The sequence below is a fragment of the uncultured Campylobacter sp. genome (assembly GCF_905372745.1).
Classification (GTDB): Bacteria; Campylobacterota; Campylobacteria; order Campylobacterales; family Campylobacteraceae; genus Campylobacter_A.
The window spans coordinates 23,557-42,982 of sequence record NZ_CAJPQR010000017.1 but is presented as its reverse complement, the minus strand read 5'-3'; the positions used below and the strand labels follow the sequence as shown (position 1 = coordinate 42,982).

15 protein-coding genes, 6 tRNA genes and 2 pseudogenes are annotated in these 19,426 nt (G+C 45.1%); 9 read left to right on the top strand and 14 right to left on the bottom strand.

Going from position 1 to position 19,426, the window contains the following annotated elements; genetic code table 11:
* A pseudogene (locus QZ157_RS06405) lies at nucleotides 1–779 on the bottom strand (relaxase/mobilization nuclease domain-containing protein); the annotation flags it as partial.
* 2 nt (nucleotides 780–781) lie between these two features.
* Nucleotides 782–1,138 (bottom strand): plasmid mobilization relaxosome protein MobC, encoded by a 357-nt coding sequence (mobC, locus tag QZ157_RS06400; RefSeq protein ID WP_295143277.1) that lies wholly within the window; start codon nucleotides 1,136–1,138, stop codon nucleotides 782–784.
* Between the two features lie 673 nt (nucleotides 1,139–1,811).
* Between mobC and QZ157_RS06395 the strand changes: the two genes are divergently transcribed.
* Both QZ157_RS06395 and QZ157_RS06390 read left to right on the top strand, forming a co-directional pair.
* The gene (locus QZ157_RS06395) at nucleotides 1,812–1,979 is read left to right on the top strand and encodes a ClbS/DfsB family four-helix bundle protein (protein ID WP_295143275.1); all 168 of its coding nucleotides are present in this window, start codon (nucleotides 1,812–1,814) and stop codon (nucleotides 1,977–1,979) included.
* Nucleotides 1,973–2,341 (top strand): annotated as a pseudogene (locus QZ157_RS06390) (ClbS/DfsB family four-helix bundle protein). The gene QZ157_RS06395 and the pseudogene QZ157_RS06390 overlap by 7 nt, the downstream one beginning before the upstream one ends.
* A 186-nt stretch (nucleotides 2,342–2,527) precedes the next feature.
* On the opposite strand, the gene QZ157_RS06385 reads toward QZ157_RS06390, so the two are convergent.
* The 10 genes from QZ157_RS06385 to QZ157_RS06340 all read right to left on the bottom strand — a co-directional run bounded on the left by QZ157_RS06385 (nucleotide 2,528) and on the right by QZ157_RS06340 (nucleotide 6,812).
* Entirely contained in the window at nucleotides 2,528–2,665 is a 138-nt protein-coding gene (locus QZ157_RS06385) for a hypothetical protein (protein ID WP_295143273.1), read from the bottom strand.
* 315 nt (nucleotides 2,666–2,980) lie between these two features.
* A tRNA-Leu gene (locus QZ157_RS06380) sits at nucleotides 2,981–3,065 on the bottom strand.
* A gap of 15 nt (nucleotides 3,066–3,080) precedes the next feature.
* Nucleotides 3,081–3,157, bottom strand: a tRNA-Arg gene (locus tag QZ157_RS06375).
* Between the two features lie 12 nt (nucleotides 3,158–3,169).
* Nucleotides 3,170–3,246 (bottom strand) — tRNA-Arg (locus QZ157_RS06370).
* Between the two features lie 5 nt (nucleotides 3,247–3,251).
* A tRNA-His gene (locus tag QZ157_RS06365) sits at nucleotides 3,252–3,328 on the bottom strand.
* 11 nt (nucleotides 3,329–3,339) lie between these two features.
* Nucleotides 3,340–3,417: transfer RNA gene (locus tag QZ157_RS06360), tRNA-Pro, on the bottom strand.
* Between the two features lie 108 nt (nucleotides 3,418–3,525).
* On the bottom strand, nucleotides 3,526–4,851 hold the full coding sequence (locus QZ157_RS06355; protein WP_295143271.1) for an MATE family efflux transporter: 1,326 nt from the start codon (nucleotides 4,849–4,851) through the stop codon (nucleotides 3,526–3,528).
* On the bottom strand, nucleotides 4,848–5,516 hold the full coding sequence (locus QZ157_RS06350) for a DNA alkylation repair protein (RefSeq protein ID WP_295143267.1): 669 nt from the start codon (nucleotides 5,514–5,516) through the stop codon (nucleotides 4,848–4,850). Before QZ157_RS06350 ends, QZ157_RS06355 begins: the two co-directional genes overlap by 4 nt.
* 123 nt (nucleotides 5,517–5,639) lie before the next feature.
* The gene (locus QZ157_RS06345; RefSeq protein WP_295143264.1) at nucleotides 5,640–6,377 is read right to left on the bottom strand and encodes a TerC family protein; all 738 of its coding nucleotides are present in this window, start codon (nucleotides 6,375–6,377) and stop codon (nucleotides 5,640–5,642) included.
* Nucleotides 6,378–6,737: 360 nt separating this feature from the next.
* Nucleotides 6,738–6,812 (bottom strand) — tRNA-Glu (locus tag QZ157_RS06340).
* A 69-nt stretch (nucleotides 6,813–6,881) separates the two neighbouring features.
* Here QZ157_RS06340 and QZ157_RS06335 point away from each other — a divergent pair.
* From QZ157_RS06335 to QZ157_RS06305, 7 genes are read left to right on the top strand one after another with little or no spacing between them, the layout of a single operon-like run.
* Nucleotides 6,882–7,361 carry a hypothetical protein gene (locus QZ157_RS06335; RefSeq protein ID WP_295143262.1) on the top strand — a complete coding sequence of 160 codons (480 nt, stop codon included), beginning with the start codon at nucleotides 6,882–6,884 and terminating at the stop codon, nucleotides 7,359–7,361.
* A complete protein-coding gene (gene nfo, locus QZ157_RS06330) occupies nucleotides 7,358–8,197 on the top strand; it encodes a deoxyribonuclease IV (RefSeq protein ID WP_295143258.1) in 840 nt (279 codons plus the stop codon). The genes QZ157_RS06335 and nfo overlap by 4 nt, the downstream gene beginning before the upstream one ends.
* On the top strand, nucleotides 8,198–9,445 hold the full coding sequence (locus QZ157_RS06325) for an OmpP1/FadL family transporter (protein ID WP_295143256.1): 1,248 nt from the start codon (nucleotides 8,198–8,200) through the stop codon (nucleotides 9,443–9,445).
* Between the two features lie 9 nt (nucleotides 9,446–9,454).
* Nucleotides 9,455–10,999 carry a fatty acid--CoA ligase gene (locus tag QZ157_RS06320; RefSeq protein ID WP_295143254.1) on the top strand — a complete coding sequence of 515 codons (1,545 nt, stop codon included), beginning with the start codon at nucleotides 9,455–9,457 and terminating at the stop codon, nucleotides 10,997–10,999.
* Complete coding sequence (locus tag QZ157_RS06315) at nucleotides 10,999–12,720, top strand: ATP-binding protein (RefSeq protein WP_295143251.1); 1,722 nt, start codon at nucleotides 10,999–11,001, stop codon at nucleotides 12,718–12,720. The genes QZ157_RS06320 and QZ157_RS06315 overlap by 1 nt, the downstream gene beginning before the upstream one ends.
* Nucleotides 12,721–12,775: 55 nt before the next feature.
* A complete protein-coding gene (locus tag QZ157_RS06310; protein ID WP_295143248.1) occupies nucleotides 12,776–13,843 on the top strand; it encodes an AAA family ATPase in 1,068 nt (355 codons plus the stop codon).
* On the top strand, nucleotides 13,840–14,532 hold the full coding sequence (locus tag QZ157_RS06305) for a DUF4276 family protein (RefSeq protein WP_295143244.1): 693 nt from the start codon (nucleotides 13,840–13,842) through the stop codon (nucleotides 14,530–14,532). The genes QZ157_RS06310 and QZ157_RS06305 overlap by 4 nt, the downstream gene beginning before the upstream one ends.
* A gap of 2 nt (nucleotides 14,533–14,534) precedes the next feature.
* Here QZ157_RS06305 and QZ157_RS06300 read toward each other — a convergent pair whose 3' ends face one another.
* The gene (locus tag QZ157_RS06300; RefSeq protein WP_295143242.1) at nucleotides 14,535–16,376 is read right to left on the bottom strand and encodes a dynamin family protein; all 1,842 of its coding nucleotides are present in this window, start codon (nucleotides 16,374–16,376) and stop codon (nucleotides 14,535–14,537) included.
* Complete coding sequence (locus QZ157_RS06295) at nucleotides 16,369–18,633, bottom strand: dynamin family protein (RefSeq protein WP_295143240.1); 2,265 nt, start codon at nucleotides 18,631–18,633, stop codon at nucleotides 16,369–16,371. Before QZ157_RS06295 ends, QZ157_RS06300 begins: the two co-directional genes overlap by 8 nt.
* Nucleotides 18,634–19,426 lie beyond the last annotated feature (793 nt).

Sequence of the window (19,426 nt, the reverse complement as noted above, 5' to 3'; positions counted from 1 at the left end):
GTTTTTTAACAGGAGGAGTCTTAATCGTTTCTCTTTCTGCTATGCGTTCTTTTAACCGTTCTTCCGTATAATCTTCGCCAATTGTCTTCGATCTTGTAAATTTCGTTTTATCTTTCGGCTTAAAAGCGATGTGTTTGCCATGTTTGATTTCATAGCCAAGCTCAGCCATTTTCTTTAGAAATTCATCCCAATCCTTAGACTGTTTTACTATTCTGTCAATATTAAATTGCAGCCTACTTTTCCAAGAAGCACCACGCTTTGCCTGTTCGTTTTCATACCAAGACTTTCCGCTCGTCTTGTATTTTTCTTGTAGCTTTCGTAGTGTTTATCAATGACGGAAAGGTTATTTTCCTTGCAGAGCTTATCGCTCTGATAACGGATTTGATGATAGCTTTTCTTATTAGACTGGTAGCACCTGCCCGTTACCATATTTGCATTGTTGAAGATGATGTGATTGTGAATATGTCCTTTGTCTATGTGAGTAGAGAAGACAAATTCGTACTCATTTTTTAATATCTTTTTACATAGCTCCATACCAACCTGGTGTGCTATTTCAGGCGTAGTTTCTCCCGGTAAAAAGGATTGAATAAGATGTCTTGCAAGGACGGTTCCCTTAGTTCCCGCTTCCTCTCTTGTTCGTAAAATTGAGTATGAGCGGAAGATTCGTGGCACTTGTGAGTGCTTACCAAAAGCTGTTCATCGGTCTTTTCTTCATTGACAATATAGTTGATGGCGAGATGAAGGATTGATTTAATAGGATGTATTTTAGTAATAGCCATTGTCATTCCCCTTCCGTTTCAGCAGTTCTTTTCAGAAGCAGAGAGTGAATTTGCCACAACTCTTTAGAAAAATGTTCAATCTCTTTCTTCATATCTTGGATGTCATCTTTATAGATGATGCCTGTCTGATTTACTCTCTTTGCAATCTGATTGATATTATTTGTAGCATTGGAAAGCAAGCCTTGCAAATCTCGGAAAGGCTCTAAATCGACTTGATAAATTTCCTTTTCTAAAACGCATTTGCGGATAAAGTGGTTCATATTTCTGCACTTCGCAAGTTTTCTTTTCTTCTCAAAAAGAGCCTTTTCTTCTTTGGTCAACTTAATTTCAAGTCGTTCATTTCGTATTCTGTTTCCCATAGGTATTTCCTCCTTTGTATGATTTTCGGGGTCTTAGGGTCTCCCTAACAAGCTAAAAATTGATAAAAAAAGAAGCAGATCCCGAAGGGCTGCTTCATCAATTTTTCCGTAAGTGTCCGTACACTTACTGTGCTTGGAGGGCTACATAAGAATTAATTAGATAGCAAGCGTTAAGCACATATTAATTTATACTCGTATTACACAAAAATTACATTTATAGTGTCAGTATAGTAGTATAATAAATATAGGAGATGTTAAAATAATGAAAAACAATATATTTAGGATATTTAAAAAAAGGGAAATTGCGGCAAATGAGCTTGCAAATAAATTTGAGAGATGATTTACTAGGATATCGACTCCATTGGCAGTGTCAGCATTCCTATCTATGACATACAAGAAAAAAGAGGAGAGCCGAAATGGGTACGAATGTAGATTAAAGAAATGATAAATACAATGGCAGAAAAATATATAACATGACAAATAGCGTCAAGTATTATAAGATATAATTATCTTAAATAAAGATAAGGATGAAGAAAAATAAATACACAATATTGTCAATGCCGTGCTGCGAAAAAGGCGAATTTACCTAATAGAAGAAATGATTGAAATATGTGTTCCCTACAATGATGACGGAGTTTTTCCAACACCTAAAAAATGAAAGGGGTAAAATGCTATGCCAAGACCGACTACAAAAAATGATTTAATGACTGCAGCTAGGCAAAACTATGAGAAGTTAAATTTACTCATTTCAAAGATGAGCGAAGAGAAACTAAATACGCCGTTTGATTTCTCAAGGGATGAAAAGAAAAAGAGGCCCATTGGAGAAGAGATAAAATTTTAATCCACATCTACGAATGGCATAGGCTTGTTTTAAACTGGATAAATTCCAATCGAAAGGGAGAAGAAAAGCCGTTTTTGCGCGAACCGTATAACCGGAAAACTTATGGAGATATGAATGTGGAATTTTGGAAGAAGCGCCAAAAAACCTCCCTTGAAGAAGCGACTAAGATGCTTCATAAATCGCATAAAGATATTTTAGAGTTAGCCGAAACATTTACAAACGAAGAGCTGTTTTCAAAAGATGTATATAAATAGGTCGGGGCCAGCACGCTTGGATCATACTTCGTAAGCGCCGCTCCGAGCCATTATGACTGGGCGACGAAAAAGCTTAAGGCTCATCAGAAAAATTGCAAGACAAGATAGCAAAAATAGGATAGTAGGGCGCATTTTACAAAAGCAAAAGAAAACGGAATATGTGTTTTGGGAAAAAGCCTACAACAAAAGCAAAAATGCATAATTGACTTAGTTTATATAGCTGATCCATATATTCATGAAGAGTTAAAGCTAAATTATATAAGAAAAGCTCTTGGGCTGATAAACAGATATGACTTAGGCGTAACGCTCATGATACAAAAAGCTTGATTTTCCAGAGCTATTGGGACTATATACTAAAGTTATCGGCTTATCTGAAAATTTCTGCAAATTTTCTTCAAATGCCTTAAAGTTATTAAAACCTACTTCTACCATTTTAGCCCCTCGATGTATTTTTTGTTTACCGTGGTTATACTATAGTTTATTTTTGGTGCTCTTAAATATTGTTAGAATTAAGCGTTATACTTTGCAACGCCTGAGTACCATAGACATAATTACAAAATAGTATTCAGGCGACCTGTCAAAGCAAAACCTCTAATGGTAAAATGAGCCAATATAGGATACTCTAGAATATTAAATAAATCCGAGAGAAATAAATTTGAAAAATAAAAAATAAGAAGTTTGGGTTACCTATTGGGCTACCTTTTGAAAGCTTAAGTCTTAAGATGTCGTATTTTAGGGAGTTTTAGATGGTGCGGATGAAAGGACTTGAACCTTCACGCCGTGGGGCACCAGATCCTAAGTCTGGCGTGTCTGCCAATTTCACCACATCCGCACAACAATAATAAAGTGGTACGCCCATCAGGATTCGAACCTGAGGCCTACGGCTTAGAAGGCCGTTGCTCTATCCAGCTGAGCTATGAGCGCATAAAAATAAAGTGGCGCGCCCGATAGGAGTCGAACCCATAACCTACAGATCCGAAGTCTGTCGCTCTATCCAATTGAGCTACGAGCGCCCAAGTGGGGTGAGTGATGGGAATCGAACCCACGACCCTCAGGACCACAATCTGATGCTCTAACCGACTGAGCTACACTCACCATCTAACAAATGGTCGGGGTGAAAGGATTCGAACCTTCGGCCCTCTGGTCCCAAACCAGATGCGCTAACCAGCCTGCGCTACACCCCGAGGCATTGCGAGTTTAGCCTACTTATTGAAAAGGCGCATTGTAGCCAAAAAAATACGGTATGTCAAGAAAAATAAGCTTAAATTTCAAAATTTGCGAAAATTTTTGCTTCAAGCCGCGCAAACTCGGCCTAGAACAAATTTGGTATAAAAGAAAAAAGTTAGCCCGATCAGCCAAGCATTAAAAAACATCGCCTTAAAAATATCTTGCAACTCGCCGCCAAAAACACCTGCCACAAGCGAGTAAAGCACCATTTGCAGGACTATCTGGCGAGTAAAATTTAAAACAAAAACCGCCAAGGGTCTTTTTACGCCTTGAAGCGTCGAGCCGGAGAGATTTATGAGTGCGTAGCCCATAAAAGCTAGCGAATTTACCGTAAAATAGCTTTTTGCCGCGTTTACGACCTCGGGCGTTTCGTCAAAAAAGCCGACCAAAATCCCGCCGAGCCCAAGGCAAAAAGCCGCCGCAAAAATGCAGTAAACCGCTAAAAATTTGACCGCATAGGCGTAGCAGCCGCGCACTCTGGCATATTCGCGCGCGCCGAAGTTTTGCGACACGATACCAAGAACCGCCAATGCGATGCCAGTCGTGGGCAGCATGACGATCTGCTCGATGCGAAGAGCTAGGCCATAACCTGCGACCGCATGCGTGCCGTAACGGCTGATAAAGTGTATGAGAACGAGCCCGCCAAGCGACATCGAGAGGTAGTTTAGGCACGCTGGCAAGGCTTGGGCTAAAATTTTGCTGTAGATGGCAAGCTCGGGCGCAAACGAGCGTAAATTTAAAAAATTTATCATGCCCGTTTTTGCGACTTTGACGCCTAAAAATAGCGAACCAAGAAGCTGCACCGAAGCCGTCGCCAGCGCTATCCCGCCGATACCCAGGCCGCAAAAATCCACGTAAAAAAAGCAAAAGCCCAAATTTATAAAAAGTCCCGCAAAAAGCCAGTTTCGCAGACTTTTCGTGTCGCCAGCGGCTACCAGCACGCCGTTTAGCGATTTTATGAGTAAGAAAAACGGCGAAGCAAGAAATATCACGCGGTTATATGCCATGGCTTCGCGTAAAAACTCCTCGTTCGCGCCTAAAATTTTAAGCAAATGCGGAGTGAAGATAAAGCCCGAAAGCCCCATAAAAAGCGCGCAAAGAAGCACGAAAAATACGCCCTTTGCGGCATAAATTTTAGCTAGCCGGTCCTTGCCTCCGCCAAGCGCGTTGCCCACAAGCGCCGTTAGCGCCGAACCAAAGCCAAGCCCCACGCCAACGACGCTGATGTAGAGCAAAAAACTCATCGAAAAGCCCGCCAGCGCCTGCGTCGAGATGCGCGCGGCAAAAAATACGCCCGTCACGTTGTAAAGCGTGTTAAAACTCATCGCGACGCCCGCGGGCGCGGCTAGGCGCAGCACGAGCTTGTTTATGGGTTCTTTTGTGAGATTCACTTGATTTTGAGCTCCAAAAGCGCGTCTTTTACGTCTTTTGGCACGCGGTAGCTGTCGCGGATCTTTGAGATCGTTTTGTTGTGGGTAAATTTACTCAGTCGCCCGCTCTCTAGCAGCTGCTGCCCCGCGCCGTCAAATTTGATAAAAACCTCGGCCAAACACCAAGCCGCCGCCATTTGCACGTAGTATCGCTCGTCCTTTTCCTCGGCGCAAATTTCAAAAAACCGCTCGAGCGAAAGCGCCCCAAAATTGCGCATAAAATAAACGTAGAAAAAGCGCTTTTCGTATTCTAAATTTGAGCCTAGAGCCTGCTTTAGTAGCGCATCCACGTAGCGCGCCTCGGTAAATTTAGGCTCAAAGCCGTCCGTCACCGCCCAGTTTGGCATCGTTTTGATAAACTCGCTAGCTAGCTTAAATTTAGCTTCGTCGTCTTTTATGAGCATTATCAAAAAGCCCTTTAGCATAAACTCCTCGTGAAAAAACGGCTCATAAGCAGCGATCTGTTCTAAATTTAGCCGAGCGAAATTTTGCTTTGCCAGGCGTCTTAGCTCGGGAGTTTTTACGCCTAAAATTTCGGGGCTTTTGATGAGTTTTTGCGAAAACGCCGCTAGCTTTTGGCTCCTAAGTCCCTCCAAAATCTCTAAAAATTCGCCTTTTACGTCCACGCTAGCTCCTTTGCTTTTTAAATTTACCGCTCAAATTCGCCCCGTTTAAATTTGACGCCTCAAAAAGCCGAAGCGTTAAATTTGCCGCCCTACACGCATAAAAGCAAATTTAAAGGCTCAAATTTACTTTTGAGCCTCTTGCGCGCGTTTTGCCGACTTTTTGCGAGCGTAGATATTGACGAGCTCCACGCCCAGAGAAAACGCCATCGCAAAGTAAACGTAGCCCTTAGGCACGTGCATACCAAGCCCCTCGCCCACAAGCGTAAAGCCGATCAGGATCAAAAACGCAAGCGCGAGAATTTTGATCGTCGGGTTGTTATCGACGAAATTTGAGATGCCCTTAGACGCGAACATCATCACGCCCACGGCAAGTATCACGGCTAGGATCATGATCTCGATGTGGTTTGCCATACCCACCGCGGTGATGACGCTATCGAGCGAAAAGACGATGTCAAGCACGGCGATCTCGGCGATAACGACCCAAAAACTCGCATGCCCCTTGCTCGCCGAGTGCTCCTCGTGCTCGCCGCTAACGCTTGAGTGGATCTCGAGCGTGGACTTACCGATGAGGAAAAGTCCTCCCAAAATCAGCACCAAATCGCGCCCCGTGATCGTAAAGTCAAACACGCTAAATAGCGGTTTGGTAAGCTTCATAATCCAAAATAGCGAAAGCAAAAGCGCAATCCTCGTTAGCATCGCGAGCGAAAGCCCTAAAATGCGGCCTTTGTCGCGCTGCTCGGGCGGGAGCTTGCCGACCAAAATCGCGATAAATATGATGTTATCGATACCAAGCACGATCTCAAGCCCCGTTAGCGTCACGAGCGACAGCCACGCCTCGGGCGAAAAAATCCAATCAAACATTTTTTTCCTTTTTTATAAATTAGGGCGCAATTATAGCCAAAACGGGTTTAAATTTGATTGAGCGAGCGGGCGCGGGCATTTGGGGATCAAATTTGACGATTTTGGCGCACGAATATTTGCATTTTGAGGTGATAAATTTGACGGATTTTGGTTTATTTGGCAGCGGTTAAATTTGACGGATTTTGGTTTATTTGGCAGCGGTTAAATTTGCCGCGATGAAATTTTATTTTGTAAAATACGCCGCAAACGGCTCTGCGGATAAATTTTTAGAAAAACCAAATTTAAAAAATTATCTTAAATAAAGGGCGTTTAAGCGATAAGCGGATAAAATTAAAATCTTTTGTGAAATTTAAAATAAAGTGGTGACCCCTACGAGACTCGAACTCGTGTTACCGCCGTGAAAGGGCGATGTCCTAACCGCTAGACGAAGGGGCCACAAATTAGCGGAAATGGGATTTTACATTAAAGATAATAAAAAACAGCTTAAATTAAGGATAAAAAATTATGAAAAAATTTTCTAAATTTGCTTTGAGTGCGCTTGCGTGCCTAGCGCTTGGCGGCTGTGCCGCGCTACAAAGCCAAAAATCATCAGACAAATTTACCGTCACCATCCTCACTCCGCCGCTAAAAATCAACGACGTGGGCTTCCTGCACAAAAACGTAAATCAGCTAAATTTGCAAATTTACAGCTCGGGCGTAAATACGGTAAATCTAAAAATAAACGACAAAATTTGCATGAACGGCGCGTGTTTTGAGAAAAAAGAATTTAACAAAAAGTTCTTTTTAGAGGAGAGATACGACGACTTTTTCGCGGAAATTTTGGAGCGCAAGCCGCTGTATGACGGCATAAATGTAATGACAAATTCGTGCGGTTTTATACAAGATATAAGTAAATATTCAATAAAATACGAAGTTTGCGGTAAAAATATCAGCTTTTTCGACGCTAAAAACCGCATAAAAATCATCATAAAAGAGCTTCAATGAAATTTATCGGCGCGCACGTCAGCATCGCGGACGGCGTAGAAAACGCTCCGCTAAATGCGGCAAATATCGGCGCGAATGCCTTTGCGATGTTCGTCAAAAACCAGCGCCAATGGGAGACCAAGCCGCTTTCCCAGGAAAATATCTCCAAATTTAAGCAAAATTTAAAATCAGCCGGCATCGAGCCCAGGCACGTTTTGCCGCATAACGGCTACCTTATAAATTTAGGCCATCCAAGCCCCGAGCAGCGTCAAAAGTCCATTAACGCCTTTTTGGACGAAATTTACCGCGTAGAGGCGCTCGGACTTGAGATGATAAATTTTCACCCGGGCTCGTATCTAAACGAGATTTCGCCCGAAATTTGCCTAGAAAATATCGCAAATTCCGTAAATTTCCTACTAGAAAACAGCCAAAACGTAAAGCTAGTCATCGAAAACACCGCTGGCCAAGGCTCAAATTTGGGCTTTAAATTTGAACACCTAGCTTACATCATCAAACGCTGTACCGATAAAAGCAGGATCGGCGTATGCCTGGATACCTGTCATACCTTTGCCGCAGGATACGATATCAGAGACGACTACCGGCGCGTGATGAGCGAATTTGACGAGATAGTCGGGCACGAGATGCTGCGGGGCATGCATATAAACGATACGAAATTTGACCTAGCCAGCAAAAAGGATCGCCACGAGAGCCTAGGCAAGGGCTTTTTGGGCTTAAAAACATTTGAAAATATCATAAACGACCCCCGCACGGACGATATCCCGCTAGTTTTAGAGACGATCGACGAGAACATCTGGGCGGACGAGATAAAAATTTTAAGAAACTTTAAAGGAGAATAAATGAGAAAATATATCGGCGTTTGCCTCGCGGCTTGCTGCTGCCTAAATGCGGCGGGCTTTAAAATCCCGGAGCAAAGCGGCGATAGCATCGCGCTTTTAAACTCAAACGTCGCGACGAGCTTCGGCCCAGACGCAGCCTATAATAACCCTGCAAATATGATATTTTTGGACGGCGGACATTATCTAGAAAGCTCGCTAACCTACCTGCGCATGTCAAAGACGAAGTATAGGCACTATAACGGCGACAAACTCACCTCCAAAAGAGCGAACGCGCTTGTGCCTACCTTTCACTTCGTAACGCCGCAGTTTGACGACTGGCGCTTTGGTCTATCAGTCGTCGTGCCTGCGGGAATGTCGATGAGATGGGATGAAAGACTACCTAAAGCCACCTCTAAAAAATTCGATCTAAAGGTGATCGAGGTAAACCCTAGCGTTGCCTACGCGCTAACCGATAACATCGCGTTAGGCTTTGGCCTGCGCGCCGTTTACGCTAGAGGAGAGGCTGTACAGGAGGTCTCAGGCCCCCTACCCGCCTCGCAGGATATCAAAGGCGACCGCATAAATTTCGGCTACAACGCGGCAATCACCTATAAACCTACTTCAAATTTGAGCCTAGCGGCCACCTACCGCTCAAAAGTAAATATGAATCTAAAAGGTGACACCGACATCAGTGCACCGGCGCACCCGAGGGGAGCGTTTCCGAGCGGCTCGTATAGCGGCAGCGCAAAGCTATCCGTACCGCTACCAGCGAGCCTAAATTTAGCCCTATCGTACAAAATCGCAAAAACGACGCTGTTATTTGACTTTGAGCGAACCTATTGGTCTGCGTGGAAAGAGCTTGACTTCAACTACCCAGGCGCCTCGGCCGCACACTATCGCAACCCGTTTTTTGCGGCATTTGACGCGTCCAAAAAGCGCGACTGGAAGGACAGCAACGCCTACCGCATCGGCGTAGCGCACGACGCTACGGATAAGCTCCGCCTAATGGGTGCAGTTACGTTTGACGAGGCAGCCTCTAGGGCCGACACTACGGGCTTTGACCTACCGGATACCAAAGCCGTCATCTACGCAGCGGGCTTTAACTACAAATTTACGGACGCTTTGGAGCTGGGAGCTAGCTACTTCTACCAAGACAGAAAAGAGTGCGACGTAAACTACTACTCAAACGCGTCGGGGCTTTATCCAAACGGCAAATTTGAGCACGGTAACGCTCAGGCGATAAATTTGAATGTGAAATATAAATTTTAAGGCGCGGCCATGAACTACCCTTACGAAAATTTCGAGGATATGCTAAACGCCGCGGTCGATAAAAACGGCAGCGGTATCGCGATCTACACCGAAACGGGCAAGATGAGCTACAATCAGCTACGCGCAAACGCATTTACGCTGGCTGCATTTTTACAAGGCATGGGCGTGAAAAAGGGCGACCGCGTCGCGATGATCGTAAACAACTCGACCGAGTTTATCGCTAGCTACTTTGCCATCACGCTGCTAGGCGCCGTGGCCGTGCCAATAAATACCTTTTTAAAATACGAAGAATTCGAGTACATCATAAACGACTGCGGGGCGAAATTTCTCTTTGCTTCGGCCGAGCTAGCCAAAGAGATACGCGGGCTAGAGAGCAAAACGGCGATCAAAAAGATTATCTGGATCGGCGATAGGACTGAATTTGACGAAAACAATATCGCCTACGCTCACGCGCTAAACTGCCGTATAGAGCTAAATTTGACCGACCGACCGAAGCTTAATGACCTAGCCCACATCATCTACACCTCAGGCACCACGGGCAAGCCAAAGGGCGCGATGATCAGCTACCGCAACCTCATCTCAAACGTCCAGGGCGCGCACGAGGTCTTTCACGTACGCATGAAGGATAGATTTGCCGTGTTTTTGCCGATGTTTCACAGCTTTACTCTCACGGCGATGGTGTTACTGCCGATATTTTCGGCGTGTTCGCTTATTTTGGTAAAGTCCATTTTCCCGTTTTCAAACGTCCTAAAACAGGTCCTGCTCAAACGCGCGACCGTATTTTTAGGCGTACCCGCGATCTATACGGCTATCGGCAAGGCAAAAATCCCGTGGTATTTTCGCTGGTTTAACTGCATTAGGATTTTTATTAGTGGCGGAGCGCCTTTGGCCGAGCAGACTATCGCGGATTTTCGCGTTAAATTTCCGCGCGCGGTACTGATAGAGGGCTACGGCCTTAGCGAATGCTCGCCTATCGTATCGGCAAACACGCTACAAAAACAAAAAATCTCAAGCGTCGGCTTACCGCTACCGGGCTACGAAGTAAAATGCATAAACGACGAGATGATGGAGCTGCCCGCAGGCGAAGTGGGCGAGCTAATCGTAAAAGGCGACTGCGTGATGCAAGGCTACCTAAACATGCCAGACGCCACCGACGAAACGATCGTAAACGGCTGGCTACGCACGGGCGACCTAGTCAAGATCGACGAAGAGGGCTATATCTTTATCGTCGACCGCAAAAAAGACCTCATCATCTCAAAGGGTATCAACATCTACCCGCGCGAGATCGAGGAGGTGCTGTTTAAATTGCCCCAAGTCGAAGCCGCCGCCGTTATCGGCGTCAGAGACGAGCACGCGGACGAAGAAGTCACGGCCTTTATCCAGTTTAAAGAAAATATGAGCCTGGACGAAAAAGATATCCGTGCTCATCTAAAAAAACACTTGGCGAATTTTAAAATTCCAAAGACGATTTATTTTAAAGACGAACTACCTAAAAATGCGACGGGCAAGGTGTTAAAGCGCGTTTTAAAGGATCAAATAAGGGGTGAAATTTAGTGCGGTTTTTGATAGAGTTTATCGGCGGAGAGCAAAATTCTAAAATTTCCTCGCTCATAAAATGCAGCCAAAACGAGGCGAAAATTTTACGCCATCTAAGCAAAGGCTACGTCGAAGGCACTCCGCAAAGTAGCGTCTACGACGTACTTTGTGCTGTTTTTGGCAGCGAGGAGTATAAATTTCTAGCAGGCCTTGCAGACGTAAAAAATCTACTGGAAAGCGGCTGGATCGTGCAGGGCTTTTCTATATTTAAAAACCCTAACGCAGACGGCTCTGGCTCAAATCTGCTCGGCCTGCTTCACAGCGAGATCTCGCTCTCGCCGCTTTTTCTAAAAATTTTAGAAGAGGGCGAGTTTGGGCTCACGCTACCTGCAGTCGCGCCCTACGCCGATCACCTCGATTATCTAAAAGATCAGTTTTTGCGTGTGGAGCTTTACGGCAAGCTCTCGTTTTTTAGCAAAAACGTATCAAGCGACGCCAAAAACCGCCTCGAAAAAGACGTGAAAGAGCTAGAAGCCATCATCGAAAAACGGCTAAATTTAAGCAAAATTTCGATTTCCGTCGAGCAAATTTTCAAAGATAACTCGCTAAACGACAAAGAACAGCTTATTTTCCTCGCGCTTTTAAAGGAAGAATACGTCGGCGAAACGGACGCAAACCGCGATCTAAACGCGCTTGTGGGGATTTTGAGCGCGGACGAATTCGAACGCATAAAAAACCGCGCTCTGTTAGACGAGGGCTCAAAACTAATCGAAAACGGCCTCATCGACTACGACGAGTCGCTAAACGCTTACGGCGGCTTTAGCAGGACGTTTTACATAACCGACGAAATTTTACAAAGCGTAATGCACCCAAAAACCGAGAGCAAAAGCAAAAAACTAGCACTAGAAACTCTCGTAAAAGAGCAGGAGATCTTTGAGCTTATCGAGCCGTCGACCGACATAAACGACGTCGTGCTGGACGTCAAGGTAAAAGAGCTGCTAGATGCGATCCTAAAGCAAGTAGATCGCCGCGTGCTGGCGCGTCTATCTAGCTGGGGGATCAAGTCGCGCAAAAACGTGGACGCCAAAATCATCTTTTACGGACCGCCGGGTACGGGCAAGACCATGAGCGCGCTAAGCCTCGCAAAGAGTCTAAAAAAGCAGGTTCTTAGCTTTGACTGCTCTAAAATTTTAAGCAAATACGTCGGCGAGAGCGAGCAAAACGTGCGTAAAATTTTCGACACCTACAAAGAAATCTGCGTCAAAAGCAAGAGCGAGCCCGTTCTACTGCTAAACGAAGCCGATCAGTTTCTAAGCACGCGCGTCGAGGGCGGTAGCGGCGCGGACAAGATGCACAATCAAATGCAAAATATATTTTTGGAGCAAATCGAGCGCTTCGAGGGCGTGCTCATAGCTACGACGAACTTCTTGCAAAGCCTAGATATCGCGTTTTCTCGCAGGTTTGATTATAAGATCGAGTTTAAAAAGCCCGACCTCGCCGCTCGCCTTGCGATCTGGCGCAAAGTGCTACCCGAAAATGCGAGCTTTGAGGAAAATTTCGACGTCAAACAGCTGGCTAAATTTGAGCTAAGCGGCGCTCAAATCATGCTCGCGCTCAAAAATACCGCGCTAAAAGTCGCCGTGCGCGAGGACGGGATATTTACGATGGGCGATTTTGAAAGCGAAATCAAACGCGAGATGAGCTCAAATTTCGGCGAGGATAAAAAGGTCGGGTTTTAGGTATTAGACAGTTTCATTGCAATATAATCCAAAAAATTATAGGCTGGATACAAAAATGCAAATAGATAAAATTACTATAGAAGGTTATAAATCCATAAAATCATTAAGGGATTTTGAGTTAAAGAATATCAATATATTAATAGGTGCAAATGGGGTCGGTAAAAGTAATTTTATCTCTGTTTTTAAAATGGTTAACTACATGCTATATAAGCGTCTCCAAGAGCATACCCAAGATAAAGGGCCCGATAGTTTTTTATACTTTGGAAGAAAAATTACAAATCAAATATTGCTTGACTTTAAATTTGGACCCAATGGCTATGATGTTATGTTAATACCCACACAAAATAACCAGTTACTAATTAAACGAGAACATGTTAAATTTGCTAATTACAACTATACCATAGGAGAAAATATTTTTGAAAGCAATCTGTCTCAAGCAGAAACATATGCAAAATCACAAAGCGTAGCTCGATATTCTTTAAATGGTATTCAAACTTGGAAATTATATCACTTTCACGATACAGGAGAAACATCACCCATAAAGGGCGTATGCCAAGCTAACGACAATATAATATTTAAAGCAAATGCCCAAAACATTTCCGCATATTTAAAAAGATTAAAGGATGATTATTTAGACTACTATGAAAAAATAGTTTCGACTATACAAGATGTAGCGCCTTTCTTTGGTGGATTCATTCTTAGGGATTCTGATTATATTCAACTTGAATGGTACGATAAATCAGATCCGGATACTCCATTTAAAGCTCATATGCTTTCAGATGGAACATTACGCTTTATATGCTTAGCCACTCTTTTATTACAGCCTTTTGAGCTAATGCCAGATACTATTATCATAGATGAACCTGAACTGGGGCTTCATCCTTTTGCGATAAATATTCTAAGCGCACTCATTAAAAGAGTTGCCGAAAGAAAGCAAATAATTATCTCATCTCAGTCAGTAGAACTTATAAACTATTTTACTCCAGAGGATATTATAGTAGTAGATAGAAAAAATAAAGAAACGGTTTTTAGGCGCTTAAAAGAGGAAGAGTTGGGCGATTGGCTACAAGACTATACGATGGGAGAAATTTGGAAAAGTAACCTAATAGGCGGTAGGCCATGAGAAGAGTATATATAATATGCGAGGGTCAAACCGAAGAGAAATTTATAAAGGACGTATTTATTCCACATTTTAACTTCGAGCAAAAGGATATTTATATTACGCCGTTTTGTTCAAAAACCTCCATATGCAACGATAAAGTACATAAAGGAGGCGGTTTGTCTTATAGTAAAATCAAGCAAGAAGTTCTTAATCTTTTAAGAAGACAAGATAATCCGTATGTAACCACTATGTTTGACTACTATGCTCTTGATACAAATTTCCCTGGCCGCAATCAACTAAACGCAATCCCGGATATATATAAAAAAGTTAAACATTTGGAGGAAAAATTTAAAGACGATATAAATTCAATTTTTTCTAATAATAGATTTTTCCCGTATATACAACCGCATGAATTTGAAAGCTTACTTTTTAGTGATATAAATGAAATAGTAAAAGCAGATCCCGGCTGGAATAAAAAAGCGGCTTTAATAAGCTCTTTATCAAAAATAGTTAATGAGTATCCAAACCCAGAAGAAATTAACAATTCTCCTAATACCAGCCCATCTCATAGATTGGTCGAAATTCTAAATTTACCACAATACAGAAAAGTGTTGCATGGGACCGCCATAGCTAAAAATATCGGTATAGAAAATATTAGGCAAAAATGCAGACATTTTGATGAATGGTGCAGTAGTCCATTATTTCAATAATTTTAGCTATACCCACCAATCCCCTCGCCCGCTTTTAAAATTTCATCCTTTAGCTTCTCGTATCCTGCCGATAGAGCCGCGATCTTGGCTAGTTTTTCATCCTTTATCTGCGCAAATTCGCCCTTTAACGCCGATAAAATTTTATTTAAAAAGGACGCGTTTCCCAGCATCTCATTTTCAAATTCATATAAATTTAGCGACGTCAAAACGCGGTCTTGCACCTCGTCAAAGCTCGGGATAAAGAGCGCAAAGCCGTTTTGCTCGTGCGCGCGCATAGAGCCCGCGATCTTTTCTTTTAGGAAATACACGGCAATCTTGACGGCGTTTTCGTAGTTTGCGGCGACTTTGAGGTTTAGCTTTTCAAAAAACAGCGCCGTTTTTTGCAGCCCTTTAAATTTCGCCGTCTCATAGTCTCGCAAAAACGTCCTATACACCTGCCCCGCATACGTCCTAACGTCGGCAAACAGGGTATCGGAGTGCGTTTCATCCTCTTTTTGCGCGTTTTCGAATTCGGATTTATAAATCATAAATTCGCGCTCCAGCCGAGCATAAATTTCATCCAGCGCCGCGCCGATCTCCTCTTGCAGCGCGCTTAAACCCCGCTTATACGTCCTAAAAAATTTGGCGAAATTCACGTCGTTGTAGATAAGTTTTGAAAACACCTCGTCGCTGTCAAAATCCACCGCCTCATACGAATTAGCTTCAAAATACTCGCCCTTTAGCAGCGTTTTTCGCAGCGAGTATTTATACTTTTTCTCGCTTTTTAGGCTGGCTAGGATCTCGTCTGCAACGAGCTTTGCGACGTGCTTTAGCTCGTTAAAGGCCAGCTCGATTTTCGGTTTAAAATTTTCTTGCACGGCTTTTAAATTTGACTCCAGCTCGGCGTCAAATTTAGCGATTATCTCGCCGGCTTTTTCGTAAATTTTAGCGATTTGCTCGTGCTGTTCGGCATTTACGGCAACCAGCCTAGAGCACTTTTCGCGCACGAACTTTTCTTTTATCTCTTCTCCGCCAAAAAGCTCGCGGACCGCGCCTATCACCTCGCTAAAATTTGACTCTGCTAAAAGCGCCGCATCGCCCGCGGCTTGGGCTTTTACGGCCTGTTTGGCGGAAACTGCGATAATGCGCTCGAAAAATCGCCCGTAAGTCGTTTGCGCGTGAGTTTTGAGCCTCTCAAGCTCGTCCTTGCTTAGCTTATCTTTTTGATTTAGCAAGCAGATCGCCGTTTTGCCCCCGCCAGCCAAAAATTCCTCGATCTGCGCGGCTTCGCTAGCGCGCGCGGCATTGTCGGCGAGGCTTAGCCAGATGACGCCCGCGACGTCTTTTAGCACTTCGTGCGTGACGGCGGTATCGGCCTTTGAGAGCGAGTTTAGCCCCGGCGTATCGACGAAATTTACCGACTTTAAAATCTCAGATGGCGTGTAAACGCAAAGCCTGTTAACATCATCGCCAAACACGCGCTGATCGACGAAGCGCCCGATCTCCTCGACGCCCAGATACAGCTGCTTGCCGTTTTCGTAAAGCACGCTAAGAGCTGGCGCGGCGCCATATCTGATAAAAGTGGGCTTTGAGGTCACGGGCGTTAGGCCCGATGGCAAGATCTCGCTACCCAAAAGCGCGTTTAAAAACGTCGATTTGCCGCTAGAAAACTGCCCGACTATAGCGACCGTAAGCGGGCCGGATAAAAATAGATCGAGCTTATTTAGCTCCTGTTTTAGCTCGGCGCTCGGGTGAAATTTAGGCTCGGTTAGCTCGTTTTGCAGCCGCCTAAATCGCCCGTGAAAATCGTCCGAAAATATCTTAAAATACCTCGTTTTATACGCGTTTATAAACTCCTCAAACACTTTGCAGCTCCAAATTTATAGCATTTATCGCCTCGCTTTGCGAGTTTAGTCGCTCTAGCTCGCGCGAGTCTCGCCCGCTAGTTTTCGCTAGCTGGGCAAGCTCGATTTTTAGGGCTTCTTCGCTGATTGCGAGTGCCTTTTCTTTATCTTTTAGCGCGGCTTCGATCTGCTTTTTAAACTCGCTTTTTTCAAATTCGCTAAGCTCGAAAACGAAATTTTTGATCCTCTGGGCGCCCAAAAACTCCTCCGCGGCTACTTTGGCAGCCTCGGATACGGCTTGCGCGCCCGAGTTTGCCGCGCTAGCCACCGCATCCGCAACCTGGACGCACTCTAAGCTTATCCCTTTTGAGTTTAGATAATCGTTTATGCTAAAGACCTCGGCAGCCGCCGTTTTACCCTCAAATTCGCCGAATTTTAGCACGATATTTTGCGTGCACGCGGTGATTTGCCGCACGATTTCGTTGCGATTTTGACGCATCAAGGCGGCAACGCCGTCTTTGATCGTAGTTTGCGCGATGCGGGCTAGACGCTGCGGATCGATCTTTTGTTTTTTAGAGGCCGCGTAGTTTACGTCATCCGCGACGCGCTGCTTTAGCGTTTGCGCTAGCGACCTTAGACCAAGCTCGTAGCTAGCCGCGGTTTTGGCCGTATCTAGGCGCTCCAGCCCCTCTTTTACCGCGTCTCTCACGTCCTCTAGGCGGCTAGCTAGCGCAGCTTTTTGCTCATTTAGCTCGGCAAGCCTTTGCGACAAGCTCAAATTTGAGCCCGCTAGCTTTAAAATCTCGCTTTGCGTATCCGTAGCAAACTGCATGCATACGCGCCCTAGCTCCTTTTTATACGCCTCGATGCCAAGGCGCGATTTTTGGCTATTTTGACCAAAAAGCGTCTCGTAAAGATACTCCTTAAACTCCTCGACGCCGCTGTTTTGCCCGCCCTCAAAGTAGTTTTTGGCGCTCACGGCGAAAAACTTAGCCTCGATACCGAGCCCCCGCGTGCGCTCCTCGACGCTCTTTTTGGCGTAGGCAGCGACCTCGTTTAGCTCGCCTTCTTTTAGCACGTCCGCGTGCGTGAGCAGCACGGCGAGCCTCACGGCGTGCGAGTTTTGCAGGCTTGAGACGATGAAGTCCAGATCCTTTTGCGTGGCGCTTTGCGAGACGTTCATCAGGTGCACCATCAGGTCGCACTCCCGCATAAATCGCCGCACCAGCTCCTCGCGCGCAGCCACCGCGTCGTCGATGCCCGGCGTGTCGATGATGCGCACGTTATCCTTTAAAAGCTCCAAATTTTCGTAAAGCTCGACGCTTTTTACGAATTTAGCGTATTTTGAGTCCGCCGAGGTGTAGCGCTTGATCTCGTCCGTTTTGACGGTCTTGCTAGCCGGCGGTTCGGAGCAAATCTCGCTCGCGCTAAGGCTCTCAAATTTAGCTTCCGAAGTATCGCCGTCCGCGTTAAATTTGCTGTTTAAATTTTGCGCCGTTTCGCTCTCAAATTTAACGCCCGCGCCGCCGTAAATTTGGGCTATTTCATCATCTTTATCTTGCGCTATACCAAGCTCTTTTAGCTCCGCCTCGCTCCAAAAATTTACCCTTGCAAAAGGCTCGGACGCATACTTTAGCACGGTCAAATTTACCGTCTCGGGCACGTTTGAAGCACCTAGGATTTTCTTGCCTAGCAGCGCGTTTAGCAGGGTTGATTTGCCCGCGTTTATGACGCCCGTAACCGCGACGTTAAACTCGAGCTCATGCGCTTTTTGGCGCGCTTTTTCAGCCGATTTTGCGACGTTCTCGCCCGGGTTTAGCGATAAAATTCGCTCGCAGATATCGTTTAGCGCGTCTATTTTTTGGTGAAAGACGTCCGATTTTTTAAAATTTGCACCCCCTTGCTCGTTTTGTGGCGGCAGATCCGCACTAAGAGAACGCACAAATGCGGCAAGCCTGCTAAAATGCGCGGCAGAGATTATGTTTTCGGTTTGCAGGATTTCTAAGGCGGCCAGAAGCTTTGATTTTGAGATTTTTGCGGATTTTAGAGCGTTTATCGCGCCTAGCTGAGCGCACTGGAGGCTGTATATGTCGGCCTTTAACCCAAGCGCATGCAGGATATCCCTAAACTCCTTTAGCGCCATAAATCTATCGAAATTCTCCGCATCCGCCGCGAGTAAAACAGCGAGGCTTCGCTCGTCTGCGAGAATTTGCGTTTTGGGGTCTAAAAATAGCTTAAGAGCGCCCCAAATTTCGCTTAAAAATTTATCCGTATCCACCGCTTCGCCTTTGGTAAAATTTGCGCCCGCAAGGTCGCTTTCGGGGCGAAATTTAGCATAAATTAAATTTAAACAAGCTTGGGCGGCGGGTAGATTTGAGGTTAAATTTAAATCCGTTTACGCAGCCTACAATAACAGCGTGAATTTGACGGCGCAGCTACGCCAAATCCTGCAAATTTAATCAAATTTCGCGGGATTTTAGCAAATTTATATCGCGCTGCGTAAATTTAGGGTGTTCAAATTTATGCGTTTATCCGCCGCGCGAGGCTATATTGGGCTTCTTACTTTTTATAGTATTTTTAAGCGCCGCGTAAGAGGTTTGGCGCCGTAGAAACGACGGTAAATTTACCGTCCTAAGGCAAAGGCTAGGATGTCCCGCGCGCCGTGCATGCCGCCCGTGCAGAGGATTTCATCGGCGCTAATCGCCAAAAGTAATAAAGCAGGCTGTATCCGCGTCTGCTTCGAGGACTTGATTTTGGCCTTTGCAGGGAAGTTCGCGAGTATATGAAGGCCGCGTAGCCGTCCAATAGCTCAAACATAGCTAGCTCATAAGGCCGCCTCGTAATGCCTGCGCGCAACGCTAAAGAGCATTTCCTTAACATCAAAAAAGGCGGATGCTACGTTGTATTTGTCTGAATTTTGGGCGGATATCTGCGGATATCTTGCGAATCTTGCCATTCGTCTTGCGCTTTGCGGCGCGTTATTTCCTCCGTCTAGGCGTAGTCGTCGATGGCGTCGGCCTCGCTAGCCCTATGCCGCCGCCTAGCCTCGCTCTGGCAAAGGCTTTTTGGTC